Raw genomic sequence first — 20914 nt, 5'->3', positions numbered from 1 at the left:
TTTAGCCCCTCCGATCCAGAGAAATAGCACCGGAGCTGATTGCTTCGGCCGTGTAGGCAGGCGGGACAAGGATCGTTGAGTCATCCTCTTCGATGATGCATGGCCCCTCGACCCTGCTTCCTCTTTCGAGGTCACTGCGGGCATAGATCGGAGTATTTGGATAAAGCCGCCCCGCGATACGGAGGTCGCGCCTGGCGATGGCTGAGACCTCGCCCCTCCTGGAGCTCCCCTCGATATTCACCTGCGAGGGAGAGGGCAGGCTTCCGCGGATGCGAACGCGCAACTCTACAAATTCGACGGCAGCATTCCGGTCGCAATGGGCATAAAGCCTGTTGTGCTCGTCATGGAAGCGATCGGAAATCGTTGCCAGATCCGGGAAGCTGCCATCGGCTTTGGTCGGGACGACGACCGGAACCTGGAATGACTGCCCTTTATATCGTAGTTCCGCCCAAAATTCGTGATCGATCGACGTCAGGCGATCGAGTTCCACCTGCTGCTTGAGCCAGTCGACCGTCTCCGATGCGAGGTGCCTGAATGCGTCAGAGAGCGATTCATGCGTTATCGTCGTGCCTTGAATGACGTTGACGACATCGTGGGTGAGGGTCGTGACCACGCCGCCACAGGCGCAGAAAACCGAAGGCGCGGCAGGCACGATGACCGAATTTATTCCAACCTCGTCCGCAAGCAGTGGTCCATGCAGAGCTCCGTTTCCGCCGAACGTCACAAGCGTCACGTTCTGCGGGTCGAGTCCGTGCGCAGCGAGATAGGGCAATATCCTGCTGACCATTGTCGAGGTTGTCACCGAAAGGCAGGCATCGGCAGCTTCCGCAGTCGACACACCAAGCCGGCCCGCAATACTGTCATATGCGGTCGCAGCGCGGTTCACGTCCAACGGCATGGCACCGCCAAGGAAATTGCCGGCATTGAGGTAGCCGCACAGAAGATAAGCGTCGGTCACTGTTGGGCGGACGCCACCCCTGCCGAACGCTGCCGGGCCAGGATAGGCACCAGCGCTTTCAGGGCCTATCCGCATTGCGGGTCCCTCGAGATAGACCAAGGAGCCGCCGCCAGCGCCAATCGCTTCTATCTCGGTCACGGGCAGGGTGATCGGAAAGTCGCCTACTGCTCCCTGCGAGGTGACCGTCGGGTTGCCCTGACGGACCAGCGACACATCTGTGCTCGTGCCGCCCATATCAAAGGTGAGCAAGTATTCATGCTTGCTGAGCGAAGAGACAGTCTGTGCGGCGGCCACCCCGGACGCCGGCCCCGACAACAGCGTGTGAACCGGAAACTTCGCCGCGTCCGCAAGCCCAAGTGCACCACCATTGGAGCGCGTCACAAACAGCCGGACAGATGAAAGCCTGTTAGTGACGTAGCGCTCAATCTCCTGCAGATATGCCTGGACGCGGGGTTTGACATAGGCGTTTAAAGTTGCATTGACAGCACGCTCGTATTCCCCGATGCGCGGCCAGATTTCACTCGAAATACAGACGTCCATTTCCGGGTCGATCTCATTGATCAAGCCACGGATCTCGCGCTCGTGCTTAGGATTTCGAAAGCTGTGAAGAAAAACGACGGCGATTGCCTTAACGTCGGCGGCCTTAACGCCAGCCACTGCCCGGCGAACTGCTTCGGCGTCGATCGGTGTAAGCACCTCGCCATCGGCATCGAGACGTTCCGGGATCTCGAAAACGAGGTCCCGAGCTACAAGCGGAATTGCGCGGGAGGAGAATAAATCTACGGGATTCTTGAGACGAAGGCGCTGGAGCTCAAGGATGTCGCGGAAACCCTCCGTCACGAAAAGCGCGATGGGTTCTGCGGATCGTTCGATCACCGTATTGGTGCTAACCGTCGTACCGTGCATGACAACGACTTCGTCATCATCCGAAATTCGCAGCTGGTCGAGAAGCGGCTCAAACCCGTCCTTGAACCCTTCCGCAAAGTGCGGAGGCGTAGAGGGAACCTTCAGACGAGTAATTCCCTGGGAGCTGTCAGAACGCCAACCGACAAAGTCGGTGAACGTTCCGCCGATATCCACTCCTATGCGGACGAGAGCCATCAAACACTTCCTATCTTGACCTTTGCAACGGCAACAAACGTCCTTCCCGGGCGAAATGCTCGGGCGTACTAATCTGTCGCAATCGGCTTTGATGAGGATTATGTTATGTCGGAATGGCCAATGGTTTATAGCGGGGTTTCATTGAAATGGGCGAATAGTTTCTTCGAACCATCAGGGCTGCATTGCAGCCTGTTCCCAAGGGCTAAAGAGGCCGGCGATTTGTCTTCGCCCGGAAACGCAGTTCAAGTGGAAAACCGCGACGAAGCCACCGAAAAAGTTCGGCAGCTTCGCCAACCCACCAACTTACAAAGTTTGGCTAATCGCCCGACGAGGCAGCCTAGGACACGCCCGGTTGTGCTGACGGCTTGAAGCGCACCACGAAACGGTGGCGGTCGCCAGGATAAATAAGACGGACGAAGGTAATAAGCTGTTCATCCAGCCAGGTCCGGCGCGCGATGGATATGCATGCGGTTCGCTCAACCACTTGCAACCGGCGAGCAAGTATGGCGTCAGCCGACACCGCTCGTATCGAATGTTCTCCGTCTGTGAACGGAACGTTATGAAGGAGCCAACTGCCGGGCGGTTCGTCCTTGAACTGAAGTCTCTCCACCTGGGGAACCGCGTCGAGGTTGATTTGGCGGGTTTCCATGGTGAACGGGAGATTGTCAGCGTAGTGCATGACTTCAAGGGTCAAAAGACGCGTCCCGACAGGAACGCCGACATGACGCGCATCTAGAGGGTCGGTCGCCTTGCGAATGCTCCGATCCGTGATCTCAAACGTGTAGGTCCGGTCAATCGCCATGACCTCTGCACGGATGTCCTGAATGTGCATCAACGGCTCTTCGATCCGCGGCGGAGCTACAAAGGACCCGGATCGGCGCTTCCGGGTAATCATTCCCGAAGCAGCCAGGCTCGACAGAGCCTTGTTCACCGTCATCCGAGAGCAGTTATAGATGTCGACCAACTCACGCTCCGGCGGAATCCGGGCACCTGGGCCCCACTCACCCGTGGCAATCTTGTTCTCGATGTCACGCTGGATCTCCGAGTATCGAGATGCGGCATGCTTTTCTATTGCAAGATCATCCATGGGCAAGCGACGCTGCCTTTGAAATATTGGAACTGCTCACGATCGTACCTCTTTCACCATCTGCAAAAACCGTATCAATGGTCTATAACATATGGTTGATTAATCGTACACCAAACGAAGGCCAGATCGCGATTGCTAAGGTCCATGGAAAGAAGGGTTTTCGACCGAAATGTGAAAATGCATGGCGGCGAGATTAACGTCGCCGCCACCAGGACAATATCACTGCCAATCAGAGAACCGGCAGGAGGCCCTTCGTCAACGGAGCAATCAAGCGACCGCTCGCGACAAGCTCGGTTGCGCGCTTGAGATCGTCAGCCATGTAGCGGTCATCTTCGAGCTTGGGTATTACGGCGCGGATTCCCTTGCGGACCGTATCAAGCGCCGGGCTCGAGGAAAGAGGAGCCCTGAGATCAATGCCCTGAGCGGCGCTGATAGCTTCGATCCCCACGATAGAGAACAGGTTTTCGGTCATCTGCAGGAGACGCCTGGCACCATGGCAAGCCATGGACACGTGGTCCTCCTGGTTTGCGGAAGTTGGTGTGGAGTCAACCGAAGCAGGATGCGACATCTGCTTGTTTTCCGACATGAGAGCAGCAGAGGTCACCTCGGCGATCATGAAGCCGGAATTCAGACCTGGTCTGGGTGTCAGAAATGCGGGGAGACCGTAGCTAAGAACCGGATCCACCAGCAGGGCGATACGTCGCTGTGCGATTGCACCGATCTCGCAGATGGCGATGGCAATCTGATCCGCGGCAAAGGCTACGGGCTCGGCGTGGAAGTTGCCGCCAGAGACGATCGTTCCATCGGAGAGCACGAGGGGATTGTCGGTGGCAGCGTTCGCCTCGATCATCAAAGTGTTGGCAGCCTGACGCAGGAGGTCCAGGCAGGCTCCTGCCACCTGTGGCTGGCATCGCAGGCAGTACGGGTCCTGAACCCGCTCATCGCCTTCTTCATGACTTGCGCGGATTTCGGAGCCATCCATGAGCGAGCGCAGCGCCTGTGCAGCGTCGATCTGACCCTGATGGCCGCGAAGAGTGTGGATCTCCGGGTGGAAAGGCGCGGTCGATCCCATCGCGGCGTCGGTTGAGAGCGCACCGGATACCAGCGACGATACCAGTGCCCTGTGAGCCCGAAAGAGGCCAACAAGTGCGAGGGCGGTTGAGGTTTGAGTACCGTTGATCATCGCCAGGCCTTCCTTGGCCTTTAGCGTAATCGGGGTGATACCGGCTTTGGCCAACGCCTGCTTTGCCGACATGACTTCGCCATCGAACATGGCGTCGCCTTCACCGATCACAGCCGCCGTCATGTGAGCGAGTGGCGCGAGGTCGCCCGATGCGCCCACAGATCCCTTTTCGGGAATGATCGGAAGGACATTCTTCTCGAGCATGGCGGCGAGCACGTGAATGACTTGCGGCCTGACGCCCGAAGCGCCCCGTCCTAGCGAAATCAGCTTTAACGTCATGATGAGGCGCACGATGCCGTCGGCGAGTGGAGCGCCGACACCGCAGCAATGAGAAAGGATCAGATTCCGTTGCAAGGTTTCGACGTCGTCGGCGGGAATGCGCACGCTCGCCAGCTTTCCGAAGCCGGTATTGATCCCGTAATGCGCCTCATCTCCTCCCGCAATCTCGGCCACCCTGTCGGCGGATGCCTGTACCCTTTTCAGGGAGTCCGCATCCAGCTTTGGGATCAATGCGTTCTCATAGACGGCTGCCAATGTTTCGAGCGTTACTTTTCCTGGGACGAGCGTGTTGGGCATATTCAAACCTTTAGGATGAGGGAGGGGCAGACATATTCGCGTTGTGGCCCCATATTTGTATATACCATACCAAATCTGCCCCTGTGTAAAGCTCCATCCCAAAAAATGGAGCGGGCGACCACGTCGAAACGGGCCGCCCGGAGGAATGGATATATTCTATGAGACTGATTAGTTTGGCTTAATCTGGTTGAATCGACCGGAAAATTCCTGACCGTTCACTGCACGCCCATAAAACATCCCAAGGTACCAGGGGAAGTAATGATATGACCAGGCGCATAGCCGATTGCCATACATAATGAAGGTTCGCAGCAGCGTGCGGAGCTCTTCCTTGTCGTCAGTCTCACGGATGGCGGCACGCAGCTTGTTGGAGAAGTCGAGCAGCGTGTTCAGTCCGGAGTAGCCAAGATATTCCGAATAGGCAGGATCAAACGCCTCGACCGCCGCCACAAAATCCTCATGCGAGAGTGTGTCGATCAGCTTCAGAAGTGGATACGCAGTGTACATGATGTAGTCGCGGAGCATGCCGTTGGCGAAGTCCCACGCAGTGAAATACTGACCATACGTTCCAGTGTCACCAATCTCACCCGTCCGTATGCGACGCAAGTCTTCCGGTTCGTCCGTCTGGATCCTTTTGGCTTCCGCATAAAATACCGCAGCAGCGCCCTTCAGATTTGCAAACCTGCCTTCGCCTTTGAACGCCTGTGACACGTCGTGCGGCCTTACCTCCACGAAGATCTTTTCCTTTACGAAAAACAGGTTGTTCCAGATCGCCTTGCCGACGACTGGCAGCAGATGATGATATTCCTCCAGGACTTTTCCGAGGACGGGCTGAGCGAGCGGCTCAAGTCCCTTGCCGTACTGGATCGAAAACTTGTTGCCGGTGGCTTGGGAGTATCTCAGGTCACCGATTGCGCAATCGACAATGCGTCGGCGCAACCGAACTGGTGCCGTGCTGATCGTTGGCGTCCACGCATAAAGTGACTCTCCCGACACGACCGGATGCGCCTGCATGACCTTGAATGGCAGGTCCTGCCAAAACTCCTCGCAGAGTTCGGGATTTTCCTCGTCTGCGAGCTCGGCCACCACGACGATGTCGAGCTCTGGCCACGCGATCTCAACCAATCTTCCCATTTCGCTTCCCCTTTTGGAATTTTTTCAGGTCAAACCGAAAGCCATAACCTGAATAGGTATAGACCATATTTGTTTATTCGCCGATCTCAAGCCGAAATGATGATAAAAATAGTCGTTCTCGCAGATTTATGCTATACATAATGCCATATTTGTCTACTTATCCCCCAATTTTGACCATTTATGGAAAATATTTCTCCCCAAGCAGTCACCCAGAGGACATCGACCTAGAGTGCCCGGCGTGGCTTCACGGCACTTATGTTCGCCGTACGTTCCAATTTCGGGAAGCTAAGAGCATCATCGTCCAAACCAGAATGGATAAATGGTCTATACAAAATGGCATTATTGGATATGCTTATCCCCGTGCGGCCTCGTAGCCGCACGATCAACGATAGGGATCTGCGAAATGTCGTATAATAGCTTGAGTGACGTCGTGAAGGCGGTGAAGGAGGCGACCCGTGCTTATGAAAGCACCGAGCCGAAGGAACTTCACGATATCCGCACCGGGACCTTCGCGGTCGGCACAAACAACCAGTACTTCACCAACCTGGACTTCGTGAACGGCATGCTTCGCGACCAGTCGATGTACACATGGTACCCCCTCCTGCTCACGTTCCAGGACGAGCGCTTCACCCTCGAGCAGTGCTGCGCACTGGTTCATCGCTTTGATTACGCATACAGCAACTACCTGCGTTATAGCGGCCTGCAGGAAATGGGCGCGTTCGCCGAAGCGATCACGAAGCACCTGCCGACAGCTTCCAGCCGCGGGGAAGCGGTTGAGGCGGTCAAGGCGTTCCTCGGATATCTCAACCGACTGGCTGCCTGGTCCTTCCACTATTTCCCCTGGAGCATCGGCAAGCATCTCACCTACGAGACCCCCGAAGGTTCTATCGCGGCACTGGCCGATCTCTCGCGGCGCGTGAAGATCAACGAAGGCCAGAAGGTACGCCTCACATGGCAGCCACTCGGCATAAGCGTCATTGCCTATCTTGCTACCAAGGAAAACCCGGAACTCTGCAATGACCTCATCGAGGCTTTGCCGTTCACCGTCGTTCAGGACCACGCTGTTGTCAGCGGTGAATCCATGTACGCCTGGGCTCCCGTGGTCAGCACTTCGCCGGTTCATGTGAAGGAACGTCAGTGTGACGCTCCGGTCGGCCGTATCCGCTATTCGCAGGGCACCGGCAACAAGGTCATCGTGCAATACGGCGAAGTAACCGAAGACATCGCAACGCCGGTGCTCGGTGAGATCCTGCCGCAATACGCCGAAGACCTCGCCAAGGTTGGCCGGGCGGTTCTGGACAGCAACTTTGGCGACAAAACGCCCATCATGTTGACGGTCGAACTCGCGTAAATGCGTTCAACCATGCGGCCCCCGATAGCGGGGCCGCCTTACGTTTAGGCCTGCATAAAAATTGACTTGATTGGCCATGCCAATCTGTTAATATGTATAGACCAAACCGCAGCAAAGAATGCGGAAAGAGGAGAACAGGAAATGGCATTCTGGTTCGAATTCGAAATGATCAATGAAGTTCCGAACAAGACGCTGCGCGCCGGACTAATCGCCGGCGATCCGTGGGTGTCTGGGCGTGTACACAGTTTGACAATCCGCTCGATCCGGAATGGTCTCGAAAGACTTTTGAGCTTCAGGGCTCATGCAGGACTTGCCCGACCACGCTGATTATCGCCCGTCGCCGGCAACAGACGCCTCGAGCGAGCCGCTCGTTTGCGAGTTGACGCGCCCCAGGAGGGGCCAGTCATGAAATCCGAACTCAACTGAGTGTCTGCGCGCGGCAAAGATTCCGGCGCGGAGCGGTTTGTCTCGTCTTAGTGCGGGTCGAACTTCAACCAAAGGGGAACTGATATGAAATGGCATTTTGGTAAAGCCATCGCCGGTGGCATGTTGCTGGTTGCAGCCTGCGCATTGAGCTCGGCAGCGCTCGCGCAACAGAAAGAACTTATTCTCAGCGGCTTCGGCGGCGCTTACGACGAGGCGATGGCTGCGAGCGTCAAGTCCTTCGAGCAGGAAAACGGGGTGAAGGTGACAATCGTTGCGGGTTCCGGTGCCAGCAACATCGCGCGCGTCCGCAATAAGGAAGTCGATGTGATCGTTTCCGATCCGGTCTTCGCCCTCCGTATGGAAGCTGAGAAGGCCTTTGCGCCCCTCGACCCGAAGCTTGTTCCCAATCTCAAAAACATCTACCCGAAGGCAATCTACTCCGATGCGGTCGTTGCCGCGAATTTCGGAGCATACGTCATCGCCTACAATCCGGCCGAAGTTAAGGCCCCGGAATCGTGGTACGATCTCGCAAAGCCGGAATATAAGGGCCGGATCGCACTGCGCGGCTTCCGACCCGAAAACATCGATCTGATCACGCTCTTCGCAAAGCGCGCCGGCGGCAGTGAGCGCAGTCCGGACGCCGGCTTCGCTGAAATGGCAAAAATTGCCCAGAACATCGATGTCTGGGTCGATTCCCATGCCAACCATCTCGAACTGTACCGCAACGATCAGATTTCCATGAGCATGTGGACCGATGGTCGAATTGCCTGGGCGCGTGACACTGAAGGCCTGAAAATCCAGGGTGCCATTCCGAAGGAAGGGTTCTTCCCGCTCTCATCGACACTCAGTGTCGTTGCTGGACGCCCGAACGCGGATCTCGCCCAGAAGCTGGTGAACGTACTGCTGAGCCCTGAAGCCGGTGTCATCATGGCGCAGAAGCTTGGCTACTTCCCGACGAACAAAGAAACCAAGTTGCCGCAGGATGTTCAGGCCAAGATCATGATCACGCCGGACAACGTCAATGACCTTCAAAGTGCCGACTGGAAGTACATTGTGTCGGTCTATGATCAATGGCAGCAGCGCTGGGAACGGGAAATTCAACGCTAATGGCTGAAAATTTTGACATTGAGCTTTCGCATTGCCGCAAGGCTTACGGCGACGTCATCGTTCTCGATGACGTTTCTCTCCAGGTCAAGAACGGTGAGTTCATCACCGTTCTTGGTCCGAGCGGCTGCGGCAAGACGACAACGCTGCGCATGATCGGTGGGTTCATCATCCCCGATAGCGGTCGCGTGTCGATCAGAGGCAGAGAAGTAACCCATCTGCCTCCATACAAACGCAACATCGGCGTGGTTTTCCAGAATTACGCCCTGTGGCCCCATATGACGGTCGCGGAGATACTCTCGTTTGGTCTTCGCATCCGCAAACTACCCAGAGAAGAAATTGCTCGTCGTGTAGATCGGGCGCTTGGCATGGTACAATTGACCGGGTTGAAGGATCGCTATCCGCGCGAATTGAGCGGAGGCCAACAGCAGCGCGTCGCAATGGCGCGCGCCCTTGCCATTGATCCGGAGGTCATCATTCTCGATGAGCCGCTATCCAATCTGGATAGGCGGCTGCGTGAAGAACTCCGCATTGAACTGAAGCGGCTGCAACGGTCTCTTGGCGTGACGATGCTATTCGTCACCCACGACCAGGAAGAAGCGCTCTCGATGTCCGATCAGGTCGTCGTCATGCAATCCGGCAAAATTCAGCAGATAGCAGACCCACGGACCGTATACGAACGACCAGCGAACCGTTTCGTCGCGGGCTTCCTTGGTAGCGCCAATTTCATGCATGGCGAACTGGTGCAGAATACTCAGGAGAGCAAAGCCGAGATCAAGCTTGGCAATGGTGCGATCGTGACCGCGCATGCGCCCGCGGCAAAGCCGACAGGCGAGAAGGTTACCGTCATCGTTCGACCCGAGTGGCTTGTGCTTGAGCGGCAGGGAACCGATCTGACTGCAAACCAGCTCGAAGGCACCGTGAGTGACGTGGTCTATGAGGGATCGGCGATCCGTTACGGTATCCATCTCACGCACGACCCCGAGGCGCCGATCTTCCTTCAGGAGCGATCGAACGCCGATATTTTGAACCCCGGAGATAAGGTCAGGATCAATGTCACCAATGCCGTCATTGCCGCAGACTGACGATCAGGGCGGCCTGCGGGGCCGGGTAGTTGCCTGGGCCGCGCGTGCACCGCTATTCGTGCCTTTCATCTTCGTCATCCTGTTCTTTTTTGTCCCCATGGGCTGGCTTGTCGGAACAAGCATGTCCACGCATGAGGTTGGCAGTGCGCCTGTGTTTACCGGCACACTCGAGCATTATGCGCGGTTCTGGACAGATCCCTTCTATCTGGAAACAGCGCTTTGGACGACCGTAAGGCTGTCGGTTGTCTCCACGGTCTTTGCTTTAATTATCGGCTATGTGCTTGCCTACTATATCGCTGAACTTCCCCCGCATCGGAGAGGTTTTCTCACCAGCATGGTGGTCGTCTCGCTCTCGGTAAACATTGTCATTCGGATTTTCGGCTTGAATGTGCTTCTGATGAGCGGCGGACTTGTCGACAGCGCCCTGACCTTTATCGGCATGCCAAAGGTCCGCATTATGTATACCGAGCTTGGCGTCTTGATCGGCTTGATCCAGATTGCCGTGCCTTACGTTGTTTTGCCCCTTATCGGCGTAATCGCCGCGATCGACCCGGCGCTCAAAGAGGCGGCAGAGAGCGTCGGTGCGAACAAGTACAGGACTTTTTGGGCCGTGACATTTCCGCTCTCGCTGCCGGGAGTGGTCGCGGGCACCCTGATTGCTTTCACGCTAAACGCTGCAGCATTCGCCATCCCGTCCCTGATGGGGGGTGGTCGAGTGAGAATGATGGGGATGATGGCGTACGAACAGGCAACCGTGCAAGGCAATTTTCCCTTCGCCGCCGCGATCGGGATTAGCCTGACAATCCTGAGCATCCTGATTACCGCAATCTATTTGTTCGCCATCAATCGAACATTCCGAACGGCGAGGAGAGCGGCATGAGCACCACCTTAATAGCTCCAGGCAGGAAAGTGCGGTTACCGCTTCCTTCGGCACTGGGAATTGCCGCATTTTGTGCATTTGTCTTTGTTATCGCCCCGCTTATCGTGGTCGCGGGCGCAGCCTTGAACGCGGAAGCGATGTTTTTCCCACCGCGACAGTTGACCTTGCACTGGATGACTGCGGCGCTGACCGACGGCAGCTTCGTTAATGGTGCGCTCATCAGTTTTGTCGTCGCATCGGTGGCAGCTTCTGTCTCGACGCTCTTTGCCCTTCCCGTTGCGTTGCAATTGCGAAAAGCCCCGCCGACGGTGGCGAAAATCCTGACCTTGTCGTTCATGGGACCGTTGCTGGTGCCCTCGGTGATCTTCGCCTTGTCCCTTTATTCCGTGATGATCTACGTGTTCGGTGTGACCAATCTGTTCATCCTCATGATTGGCCACGTGATAATCACCATGCCGTATCCGGTTCGTACCATCACGGCGGTTACCGAGCATCTTGATCCTGCGCTGGAGGATGCAGCCAGCAGCATCGGGGCAAATCCATGGCGGACTTTCGTTTCGGTGACACTGCCCTTGATCAAACCCGGAGTCATTGCCGGCTTCCTGTTTGCGTTCATAACGTCATGGAACGACTTTTCGATCTCCGTGTTTCTCACGCCGCGCGAATTGCAGCCGTTGCCCATCAAGATCTACGAATATCTCTTGTACCAATATAGACCGCTGATTGCTGCCGTCTCCACCTGGTCGGTCATTGGCTCGGCAATTGTCGTTCTGATCATCGACCGCCTTGTAGGCCTGAATGTCTTTACCGGCCGGCGCAACTAGATCGACCGGATCAACATAAAAGACAAAAGGGGCGCTCGACGCCCCTTTTGCAGTTGATGCTGCCAAGGAGTTATGTTCTGGACGCCGGGCCAAATATCCTCGCAGCGTTACGGGAAGTGTTTCCCGCGCTCGCACTTGCAGCCCGCTATCGACGAAGCAACTTATGCATCGTGGCGAGAAAGCGACGATTGATTTCGTCGCGAGCGACATGGCGTCCCGCAACGACTTGTCTGCGGCCGCGAACCCAGACGCTGTCGATCGTCACCCCGTCGGCAAATATCCAGTGGTCCAGAATTTCATCTCTCTCAAGGTAGGAAACGGCATCGACATTGAGCGACAGCAAATCGGCTGAGTTGCCGGCCTCGATGCCAATCTCCGATCCCAAAGCCACAGTGCCACCGCGGCCCGCTGACTCAAGAAGATGACGGCCCGTGGATTCATTCGGCGCCGCCAGTACGTTTCTCATCTGACGTCCCAGCCTCTGCGAGTATTCGAGTTGCCGCAATTCACCAGCGAGGGAGATCAGGATGTTCGAGTCCGATCCGATGCCGATCCTGCCTCCCTCCTCAACGAATGCATGGCCGGGAAATATGCCATCCCCGAGATTGGCCTCGGTTATCGGGCAAAGACCCGCAACTGCACCACTACGCGCAACTCTACGCGTTTCGGTTTCGGTCATATGGGTCGCATGAATGAGGCACCAGCGCTGGTCGACCGGCGCATTGTCCAGCAACCATTCGACCGGGCGGGCGGAGGACCAGGCGAGACAATCTGTGACCTCCTTCATTTGCTCGGCAATGTGAATGTGGATCGGCCCTCTGGCCCACCTTTCAGTGATCTGAAGCAACTCTTGCGGCGTGACGGCTCTCAGGCTGTGGGGCGCCACGCCGAGTTCGGCGCCAGCAATTTTCCCGACTAGCGATTGGCACTCGCTCATCAGTTGGTCGTAACTGTCGAGCGAGTTGATGAACCGCCGTTGCCCCTCGACCGGAGCAAGGCCACCAAACCCCGAATGAGCGTAAAAGACCGGCAGTAATGTCAGACTTATTCCTGTGGCGCTGGCCGCCGCGATAATGCGTTCCGCCATCTCGGCAATATTTGAGTAGTGGCTGCCATCTGGGCTGTGATGCAGGTAGTGAAACTCACCGACACGGCTGTAGCCAGCTTCAAGCATCTCCATGTATAGCTGCGAAGCGACGGCCTCGACATCATCGGGGCTCATTGTCAAAGCGAACCGGTACATCACATTTCGCCAGCTCCAAAAGCTGTCATCGGTTGGTCCGCGTGTTTCGGCCAAGCCTGCCATGGCGCGCTGAAAGGCATGGCTATGAAGATTGCCCATCGCGGGCAAGATGAGGTTGTGGCGCTCGTCGGCCGGCGTTGCCGCCGTACCTGTTTCGACGGACGCGATAAAGCCGCCCTCGATCCGCAGCAGAACGTTCTTATGCCAACCGGTGGGCAAAAGGGCGCTCTTCGCAAATAGTGTGGTGCGATCCAACTCTCCCATAACCTCTTCTCCGAGCTTGATGCGATCGCCAAAACGATCAACTTGGTTCTTGCAATTTACGCCATTGGTATATACAAAATACAGATAAGGAAAGACAAATCCAATTGATGGGGGGATCGCGATGTCTGAGGCAAAACCCACATCCGATGAGGAGATCGTCATCTGGAGGAATGCGCGACTGGCAACCGTCGCGGAGGGAACGGATGGCCTTGGCGTCATCGACGGTGGCGTAGTCATCGTCAAAGGCGAGCAGATTTCTTATGTCGGCACAGACAATGATCTCCCCTCCTCCCTGACAAAGGGAGCGATCGAGGTTGATTTGGGAGGTCGGTGGGTAACGCCCGCCCTGATCGACTGCCATACACATCTGGTTTTCGGCGGCGACAGGGCGTTGGAATTCGAGATGAGGCTTTCGGGCGCAACCTATGAAGAGATTGCGAGAGCCGGCGGCGGCATTGTCTCCTCTGTCAAGGCGACTAACGCGCTTTCGGAGGACGAATTGGTTCTTCAGGCACTTCCCCGATTGGACGCTCTCCTCTCCGAAGGAGTCGGCACCGTGGAGATCAAGTCGGGCTACGGCCTTAATGTCGCAACGGAATTGAAGATGCTTCGAGCTGCGAGGCGGCTCGCGGCGTTACGCCCTGTGCGGATCGTAACGAGCTATCTGGCAGCGCACGCGACGCCGGAAGCTTATCGTGGTAACAACGGTGGGTACATCGAAGATGTTGTTATTCCTGGCCTCGAGGCAGCCAGACGAGAAGGGCTGATTGATGCTGTCGACGGTTTCTGTGAGGGTATTGCCTTTTCTCCTGACGAAATGTCTCGGGTTTTCGACGCTGCCAAAAGGCATGGATTGCCTATCAAATTGCATGCCGAGCAGTTGAGCAATCTCGGTGGAGCAAAACTCGCGGCTTCTCGCGGGGCGCTTTCGGCAGACCATCTAGAATATCTCGATGAACATGGCGCCAGGGCTTTGGCTGCGTCTGGGACCGTTGCCGTCCTCCTGCCCGGAGCTTTCTACACCCTGCGGGAAAAGCGGCTACCACCGGTTCAGGCGCTGAGGGACGCAGGTGCCAGCATCGCCATCGCGACAGATTGCAATCCAGGAACCTCGCCTCTGACGTCCATGCTGCTGGCCATGAACATGTCGGCCACGCTTTTCGGATTGAGTGTCGACGAATGCGTTGCTGGGGCGACCCGGGAAGCTGCGCGTGCACTCGGCTTGGTCACGACCACAGGCACGCTTGAAGTTGGTAAATCCGCCGATTTCGCTGTGTGGAATATCGGGCGACCGGCCGAACTCGTTTATCGCATCGGGTTCAATCCGCTGCATGCCCGAATATTCAAAGGCCGCAGATTGCGGCCCTGAAATCAAAAACCATGACTACTCGTGCGTCGCGATCAGCACCCCACGAGTCGTCTTTTGCAATAGAGAGCAATCGATGAGCGTTTTTGAAGTCCAACAAGGTACTTCCCCCATCATTCTTGGTATGCCGCATACCGGAACTGATGTTCCAGGTGATATATGGCACAAACTGAACGACAATGGTCGACGGCTTGCTGACACCGATTGGCATATACATAATCTGTACGATGGCTTGCTGGAAAACGCTACTGTCGTTCGAGCAACCTTCCATCGCTACGTCATCGACGCCAATCGCGATCCGGCTGGGACGTCCTTATACCCAGGCCAGAATACGACCGGACTCGTTCCGACGACAGATTTCGACGGCAATCCTATCTGGACTATCGGCGCCGAGCCTAGCGCCGAGGATGTGGCCGCACGTGTCGCCAGCTTCCACGAACCTTATCACGCCGCTCTGCTGGCGGAGATAAAACGGATCAAGGCGATCCATGGTATCGCCATCATCTATGACTGCCACTCAATCCGATCACATATCCCCTTTCTGTTCGAAGGCAGGCTTCCGGATTTCAACATCGGTACTGACGGAGGTGTGACCTGCGATCCGCGGATCGAAGAGGCCACAGTGGACGTCGTTGCGTCGGCCAAAGGCTTTAGTGGCAACCTCAACGGCCGCTTCAAGGGCGGGTGGACGACGCGCCACTATGGCAGGCCGGAGACGGGCGTGCATGCGATCCAGATGGAGCTTGCCCAGTCGACGCATCTCCAGACCGAAGCGGCGCCCTTCGCCTACGACCCGGCGAAGGCAGAACGCCTTCGTGTCCATCTGAATGAAATACTGACGCGCCTGGAGCGCGTTGCAGCTGATCTCAAGAACGAAGCGAGGAGCTAAAAACTAGATGACCAACCCACGCCATAACATCCGCGAAATCCGCGCGCCGCGCGGCCCGGAGCTCAACGCCAAGAGCTGGATGACCGAAGCGCCGCTCAGGATGCTGATGAACAATCTTGATCCGGATGTCGCGGAAAACCCAAACGAACTGGTCGTCTATGGCGGCATCGGCCGCGCCGCCCGCACCTGGGAGGATTTCGACCGTATCGCCGCGACGTTGAAGACGCTCACCGAGGAAGAGACGCTGCTGGTGCAGTCCGGCAAGCCGGTCGGCGTGTTCCGCACCCACAAGGATGCGCCGCGCGTGCTCATCGCCAATTCCAACCTCGTGCCGCATTGGGCGACCTGGGATCACTTCAACGAGCTGGATAAGAAGGGTCTCGCCATGTACGGCCAGATGACCGCCGGTTCGTGGATCTATATCGGCACGCAGGGCATTGTGCAGGGCACTTATGAAACCTTCGTAGAAGCTGGCCGTCAGCATTATAACGGCAGCCTCAAGGGCAAGTGGATCCTGACCGGCGGGCTCGGCGGCATGGGCGGCGCGCAGCCGCTGGCGGCCGTCATGGCCGGCGCCTGCTGCCTTGCCGTCGAAAGCGACGAGACCCGCATCGATTTCCGCCTGCGCACCCGCTATGTCGACGAGAAGGCGACGACGCTCGACGAAGCGCTCGCGATGATCGACCGCTGGACCAAGGCCGGAGAAGCGAAGTCGGTGGGCCTGCTCGGCAATGCCGCCGAAATCTTCCCGGAACTGGTCAAGCGCATGAAGGCCGGGCGGCCCACGCCCCGACATCGTCACCGACCAGACCTCCGCGCATGATCCGCTCAACGGCTATCTGCCGCTCGGCTGGACAGTCGCCGAAGCCAAGGCGAAGCGCGAGAGCGATCCGAAGGCTGTGGAAGCCGCAGCTCGCGCCTCGATGAAGGTGCATGTCGAAGCCATGGTCGCCTTCTGGGACGCCGGCGTGCCGACGCTCGACTATGGCAACAATATCCGCCAGGTTGCCAAGGACGAGGGCCTGGAAAATGCCTTCGCCTTCCCCGGCTTCGTGCCGGCCTATATCCTACCGCTGTTCTGCCGCGGCATCGGCCCCTTCCGCTGGGCGGCACTGTCGGGCGATCCGGAGGATATCTACAAGACCGACGCCAAGGTGAAGGAACTCACCCCCGGCAACACCCATCTGCACAACTGGCTGGACATGGCGCGCGAGCGCATCGCCTTCCAGGGCCTGCCGGCGCGCATTTGCTGGGTCGGCCTTGGCGACCGCGAACGTCTCGGCCTTGCCTTCAACGAAATGGTCAAGAACGGCGAGCTGAAGGCTCCCGTCGTCATCGGCCGCGACCACCTCGATTCCGGCTCCGTCGCCTCGCCGAACCGCGAGACGGAAGCGATGAAGGACGGATCGGACGCCGTTTCCGACTGGCCGCTCTTGAACGCGCTGCTCAACACCGCGTCCGGCGCCACCTGGGTGTCGCTGCATCACGGCGGCGGTGTCGGCATGGGCTTCTCGCAGCACTCCGGCATGGTTATTTGCGCCGACGGCACCGACGACGCGGCACGCCGCATCGAGCGCGTGCTGTGGAACGACCCGGCGACAGGCGTTATGCGCCACGCCGATGCGGGCTACGACATCGCCATCGATTGCGCCAAGGAGAAGGGGTTGCGGTTGCCTGGGATTCTTGGAAATTGAAGGCCGCCAGCGGGGAGGTCGCCAACCCCGGCCCTCCGCGAAGCCAGGAGATGCAGCATGCAAATTGTCCGAAAGAGCGACTTTTGTTCCATGCCATGGAAGAATGGCGGCGGTGAGACGCTGGAGGTTGCCGTCCATCCTTCAGAAGCCTCAGTAAACGATTTCGATTGGCGTGTCAGCATCGCTAAAGTGGCGTCTGATGGCCCCTTCTCTATTTTTCCGGAGATCGAGCGGACACTCAGCGTGCTTGATGGTGACGGTATCGAGTTTGCATCCAAAACGGGATCAACTAGAACACTACAACGCGGCAGTGAACCGTTTTCTTTTCCTGCGGATCAACCAATTGATGCTCGCCTTTTGAATGGGCCGATCACTGACCTGAATGTAATGAGCAGAAGAGGGCGCTTTACGCACCGAGTGCAACGCCGCGTCATCGACAATACTGTTTCGATCCCGGCATGCGTAGGCGCCACTTTGATCATTGGCAACTCATCGTGGGTTGTCCTTCAACCAAAGGCCGAAATGCAACCTTTCGATCTCGTCATATTGACAGGCAGCGAAATTAAAGTGCGGCCGCATAATCGGTTCGCGGTTATTTTCGTTGTCGACTTCATCCCTGTTACGAATGACTCACGACGGGGTCCCGGTAGGGGCGATGGCGCAACCATCGTCGTCCCTACCGGGATCACTCACGGCGCTCTCACGAAAAGAGCTCCACAAAGCCGATCAATGATGAAACAGGCGTCCCCTCATGCGCCATCAGGCAATGGGTTGAAGATAACGCAGCATGATAACACGTAAAAAAGCGGGCAAATCGGTCGGGCTCTCCAAGCGGATCGCTTGTCTTCTAAACATCCGGAAAGCGGGCCTCTCACTGCCAACTACGGGCCGGTCGGCATCAAGGCGGTCATCGCAGCTTGCCTTGCCGCGAAGACAACGGAAAGCTGCTCTTCAATGTGGCATAAGGCAAGCAATTCCCGACCATCGTCCGCTCTGGAACGAACAGGGCAGCATGGGGAGCGATCTCCTCGCCCGGCTTTCCTGGATACAGGAGCCTGAAGCGTCTTATTCTGAGCGATAACGCAACAACAATTCGGATTTGAAGATCGGATGACTTCGTTTCTACGACCCTGAAGAATATCGCGCACTCCACCTCCGTGATCAAATAGCTCACGTCTAATCGTAATTTACCAACGCCATCGTCCATCTTATTTGAACTTTTGAACTTTTGAACTTTTGAACTTTTGAACTTTTGAACTTTTGAACTTTTGAACTTTTGAACTTTTGAACTTTTGAACTTTTGAAGTTGACTCTATAATATATCCTGTCAACGCCGTACTTGTGGATTTTTCGTGGACTAATAACTGAGTCATTTCCTTTCACCGCTATATTTGACGAATATAGAAACTTTCCATCTCCTCAAATAAATAATTTTTTCACGCCGGTCCCATCCAACGTCCACACCACATCGATCTCTACTAAAGGAGCAACCTCCGCTTTTCCTTGAGCTCGCAATTATTGAACGAAGCAACAAGTCCCCAATCACCTCTTCCCAAATTGAAATTTGGCCGGCTCCATTTTTCCGTCAACTTTATGGCCAATGTACCATATGCGAATCTCTCTGCGGTTTTAACCGCCATAAAGGGGAAAACGACGGCTATCGAGAGCACCGAGCCGAAGGAACTTCACGATATCCGCACCGGGACCTTCGCGGTCGGCACAAACAACCAGTACTTCACCAACCTGGACTTCGTGAACGGCATGCTTCGCGACCAGTCGATGTACACATGGTACCCCCTCCTGCTCACGTTCCAGGACGAGCGCTTCACCCTCGAGCAGTGCTGCGCACTGGTTCATCGCTTTGATTACGCATACAGCAACTACCTGCGTTATAGCGGCCTACAGGAAATGGGCGCCTTCGCCGAAGCGATCACGAAGCACCTGCCGACAACTTCCAGCCGCGAGGAAGCGGTTGAGGCGGTCAAGGCGTTCCTCGGATATCTCAACCGACTGGCTGCCTGGTCCTTCCACTATTTCCCCTGGAGCATCGGCAAGCATCTCACCTACGAGACCCCCGAAGGTTCTATCGCGGCACTGGCCGATCTCTCGCGGCGCGTTAAGATCAACGAAGGCCAGAAGGTACGCCTCACATGGCAGCCACTCGGCATAAGCGTCATTGCCTATCTTGCTACGAAGGAAAACCCGGAACTCTGCAATGACCTCATCGAGGCTTTGCCGTTCACCGTCGTTCAGGACCACGCTGTTGTCAGCGGTGAATCCATGTACGCCTGGGCTCCCGTGGTCAGCACTTCGCCGGTTCATGTGAAGGAACGTCAGTGTGACGCTCCGGTCGGCCGTATCCGCTATTCGCAGGGCACCGGCAACAAGGTCATCGTGCAATACGGCGAAGTAACCGAAGACATCGCAACGCCGGTGCTCGGTGAGATCCTGCCGCAATACGCCGAAGACCTCGCCAAAGTTGGCCAGGCCGTCCTAGAAAGCACCTTCGAGACAAAAGCCGTTATCACCTTCACAGCAGAAATTCTCGAATAGAAGCGGAACCCAGCCCTGATAAAATTGCAATACTGTATTCTAATATCCGGATACTATGATTTTCCGTCCACCTTTACATTTTCTGTATTTTTGCTTTATTTAATAAAACGACGCCCGTGATTATTGTCGAATAATTTCGTCCTTCGATGCATACAGACATCGCCCATAACTTTTAGTTGCGTGGTTGTTAATGGTTACCTTGCAATAAATTTCAGTCTTCAGTAATAAGAAAAATCGCAATTTGACACCTATTAGAATAATGATTTCGACGGCTATCGATGGGCATTTAAACAGGCCATGATATCAAGTGTTAAATTACTAAAATATTTTGGATATTTTGCGGTTTCTTTCGTCGGGGGGAAATTCCATATTTTGTGACAAACACCTCGCAAATCAGGCAACGCAATAATAAAATGACAATCCATTGGAACTTAGGGCATAGAAGTACTTTTTATCTATTTTTTACAAAAAAGCGTTGATAGGACTATTAATACATCACGACATCCAGATTAATTTGAAACAAACACCGTTTTCATTACAGAATTATTAAAGTAGAAAATTCGAACTAGCCATCAGTCATCTGGATCCGGAGGATCAAGAGCAGCCTCAGGAAGAAAAGATGAGCGACCCACAGCAATTAGATCGTAGGGTAGCAGCTCACCAGCGTGCTGAACGTTCCTTTTCCACACCGCCTTGGTAACGCCAGGTCCGTCCTGGATGGCCCCGACCTCCTCAAACTCGTTGCTGGCCTGTATCATCAAAAAGTATGAGCAAGACAGTTCATTTGCAGCGTAGTTAATCACACCGTCGCCGCAGAAAGCCTGCAACTGTTCTCTCACTTGCCGGTAGGTATAACTCTCAGAGTGCGGCTCCAGTGCTGTAGCAAGCACTCCATCGCCCGCGTTTGGAACAAGAACGTTCTTCTCTCGGCATTTTTTGTAATTCTCTTCATCTAGGTAAACATAGAGAAAATCTCCTTTAGGATCTACGATTTCGCCAGACGGAGCACGCAGGGCGGCTTGGAACTGCCGCCGATAAGCTTTTCCTATCTTACGAAGATCACCCACTAGTTTATTATCTTCGCCATGAGTAAAGCCTGGAACAAACCAACCCCTTCGAGCCATTTGCATTTGGCGATACGGGAGCCAATCGGCACAAGTAAACCTATAACAAACCAATCGAAAATTTGCCGCAACTTT

Annotated in this window: 15 protein-coding genes and 1 pseudogene; 10 read left to right on the top strand and 6 right to left on the bottom strand. The window is 55.9% G+C overall.

Annotated elements, in window-relative coordinates:
• Nucleotide 1: 1 nt before the first annotated feature.
• The 4 genes from ASB66_RS23205 to ASB66_RS23190 all read right to left on the bottom strand — a co-directional run bounded on the left by ASB66_RS23205 (nucleotide 2) and on the right by ASB66_RS23190 (nucleotide 6036).
• Nucleotides 2-2059: a hydantoinase/oxoprolinase family protein gene (locus ASB66_RS23205; protein ID WP_060716470.1), complete on the bottom strand. Its 2058-nt coding sequence runs from the start codon at nucleotides 2057-2059 to the stop codon at nucleotides 2-4.
• A gap of 337 nt (nucleotides 2060-2396) precedes the next feature.
• A complete protein-coding gene (gene hutC / locus ASB66_RS23200) occupies nucleotides 2397-3146 on the bottom strand; it encodes a histidine utilization repressor (protein WP_060716469.1) in 750 nt (249 codons plus the stop codon).
• A 229-nt stretch (nucleotides 3147-3375) separates the two neighbouring features.
• A complete protein-coding gene (gene hutH / locus ASB66_RS23195; protein WP_060716468.1) occupies nucleotides 3376-4905 on the bottom strand; it encodes a histidine ammonia-lyase in 1530 nt (509 codons plus the stop codon).
• 168 nt (nucleotides 4906-5073) lie between these two features.
• Nucleotides 5074-6036, bottom strand: coding sequence for a cucumopine synthase-related protein (locus ASB66_RS23190; protein WP_060716467.1), 963 nt, complete (start codon nucleotides 6034-6036; stop codon nucleotides 5074-5076).
• Nucleotides 6037-6439: 403 nt separating this feature from the next.
• Between ASB66_RS23190 and ASB66_RS23185 the strand changes: the two genes are divergently transcribed.
• The 5 genes from ASB66_RS23185 (at nucleotide 6440) to ASB66_RS23160 (ending at nucleotide 11706) form a co-directional block, all read left to right on the top strand.
• Nucleotides 6440-7387, top strand: a complete 948-nt coding sequence (locus ASB66_RS23185; protein ID WP_071208191.1) for a cucumopine synthase-related protein — start codon at nucleotides 6440-6442, stop codon at nucleotides 7385-7387.
• A 510-nt stretch (nucleotides 7388-7897) separates the two neighbouring features.
• Nucleotides 7898-8920 (top strand): ABC transporter substrate-binding protein, encoded by a 1023-nt coding sequence (locus ASB66_RS23175; RefSeq protein ID WP_060718526.1) that lies wholly within the window; start codon nucleotides 7898-7900, stop codon nucleotides 8918-8920.
• Nucleotides 8920-10002 (top strand): ABC transporter ATP-binding protein, encoded by a 1083-nt coding sequence (locus ASB66_RS23170; protein ID WP_060718525.1) that lies wholly within the window; start codon nucleotides 8920-8922, stop codon nucleotides 10000-10002. The genes ASB66_RS23175 and ASB66_RS23170 overlap by 1 nt, the downstream gene beginning before the upstream one ends.
• Nucleotides 9980-10882, top strand: coding sequence for an ABC transporter permease (locus ASB66_RS23165; RefSeq protein ID WP_060718524.1), 903 nt, complete (start codon nucleotides 9980-9982; stop codon nucleotides 10880-10882). Before ASB66_RS23170 ends, ASB66_RS23165 begins: the two co-directional genes overlap by 23 nt.
• Nucleotides 10879-11706, top strand: coding sequence for an ABC transporter permease (locus tag ASB66_RS23160; protein WP_060718523.1), 828 nt, complete (start codon nucleotides 10879-10881; stop codon nucleotides 11704-11706). Before ASB66_RS23165 ends, ASB66_RS23160 begins: the two co-directional genes overlap by 4 nt.
• A gap of 145 nt (nucleotides 11707-11851) precedes the next feature.
• On the opposite strand, the gene ASB66_RS23155 is transcribed toward ASB66_RS23160, so the two are convergent.
• Complete coding sequence (locus tag ASB66_RS23155) at nucleotides 11852-13213, bottom strand: formimidoylglutamate deiminase (RefSeq protein WP_060718522.1); 1362 nt, start codon at nucleotides 13211-13213, stop codon at nucleotides 11852-11854.
• A 121-nt stretch (nucleotides 13214-13334) separates the two neighbouring features.
• Between ASB66_RS23155 and hutI the strand changes: the two genes are divergently transcribed.
• The 5 genes and pseudogenes from hutI (at nucleotide 13335) to ASB66_RS23125 (ending at nucleotide 19715) form a co-directional block, all read left to right on the top strand.
• Nucleotides 13335-14582: an imidazolonepropionase gene (gene hutI / locus ASB66_RS23150; RefSeq protein ID WP_060718521.1), complete on the top strand. Its 1248-nt coding sequence runs from the start codon at nucleotides 13335-13337 to the stop codon at nucleotides 14580-14582.
• Between the two features lie 73 nt (nucleotides 14583-14655).
• Nucleotides 14656-15468 (top strand): N-formylglutamate deformylase, encoded by an 813-nt coding sequence (gene hutG, locus ASB66_RS23145; RefSeq protein WP_060718520.1) that lies wholly within the window; start codon nucleotides 14656-14658, stop codon nucleotides 15466-15468.
• A gap of 7 nt (nucleotides 15469-15475) precedes the next feature.
• Nucleotides 15476-17162 (top strand): annotated as a pseudogene (gene hutU / locus ASB66_RS23140) (urocanate hydratase).
• Nucleotides 17163-17219: 57 nt separating this feature from the next.
• The gene (locus ASB66_RS23135; protein ID WP_060718519.1) at nucleotides 17220-17963 is read left to right on the top strand and encodes a HutD/Ves family protein; all 744 of its coding nucleotides are present in this window, start codon (nucleotides 17220-17222) and stop codon (nucleotides 17961-17963) included.
• Nucleotides 17964-18680: 717 nt separating this feature from the next.
• Entirely contained in the window at nucleotides 18681-19715 is a 1035-nt protein-coding gene (locus tag ASB66_RS23125; protein ID WP_233741845.1) for a cucumopine synthase-related protein, read from the top strand.
• A 572-nt stretch (nucleotides 19716-20287) separates the two neighbouring features.
• Here the strand turns inward: ASB66_RS23125 and ASB66_RS23120 are convergent.
• On the bottom strand, nucleotides 20288-20914 hold a 627-nt coding region (locus ASB66_RS23120), incomplete at its 5' end, for a RolB family protein (protein WP_337442304.1).

The organism is Gillisella vitis (genome assembly GCF_001541345.2).
Taxonomy (GTDB): domain Bacteria; phylum Pseudomonadota; class Alphaproteobacteria; order Rhizobiales; family Rhizobiaceae; genus Allorhizobium; species Allorhizobium vitis.
This window is presented reverse-complemented; position numbering and strand designations above follow the sequence as displayed.

Coding starts and splice junctions, on each gene's coding strand:
- ASB66_RS23205 (WP_060716470.1), bottom strand. CDS start 2,059: ATGGCTCTCGTCCGCATAGGAGTGGATATCGGCGGAACGTTCACCGAC.
- hutC (WP_060716469.1), bottom strand. CDS start 3,146: ATGGATGATCTTGCAATAGAAAAGCATGCCGCATCTCGATACTCGGAG.
- hutH (WP_060716468.1), bottom strand. CDS start 4,905: ATGCCCAACACGCTCGTCCCAGGAAAAGTAACGCTCGAAACATTGGCA.
- ASB66_RS23190 (WP_060716467.1), bottom strand. CDS start 6,036: ATGGGAAGATTGGTTGAGATCGCGTGGCCAGAGCTCGACATCGTCGTG.
- ASB66_RS23185 (WP_071208191.1), top strand. CDS start 6,440: ATGTCGTATAATAGCTTGAGTGACGTCGTGAAGGCGGTGAAGGAGGCG.
- ASB66_RS23175 (WP_060718526.1), top strand. CDS start 7,898: ATGAAATGGCATTTTGGTAAAGCCATCGCCGGTGGCATGTTGCTGGTT.
- ASB66_RS23170 (WP_060718525.1), top strand. CDS start 8,920: ATGGCTGAAAATTTTGACATTGAGCTTTCGCATTGCCGCAAGGCTTAC.
- ASB66_RS23165 (WP_060718524.1), top strand. CDS start 9,980: ATGCCGTCATTGCCGCAGACTGACGATCAGGGCGGCCTGCGGGGCCGG.
- ASB66_RS23160 (WP_060718523.1), top strand. CDS start 10,879: ATGAGCACCACCTTAATAGCTCCAGGCAGGAAAGTGCGGTTACCGCTT.
- ASB66_RS23155 (WP_060718522.1), bottom strand. CDS start 13,213: ATGGGAGAGTTGGATCGCACCACACTATTTGCGAAGAGCGCCCTTTTG.
- hutI (WP_060718521.1), top strand. CDS start 13,335: ATGTCTGAGGCAAAACCCACATCCGATGAGGAGATCGTCATCTGGAGG.
- hutG (WP_060718520.1), top strand. CDS start 14,656: ATGAGCGTTTTTGAAGTCCAACAAGGTACTTCCCCCATCATTCTTGGT.
- ASB66_RS23135 (WP_060718519.1), top strand. CDS start 17,220: ATGCAAATTGTCCGAAAGAGCGACTTTTGTTCCATGCCATGGAAGAAT.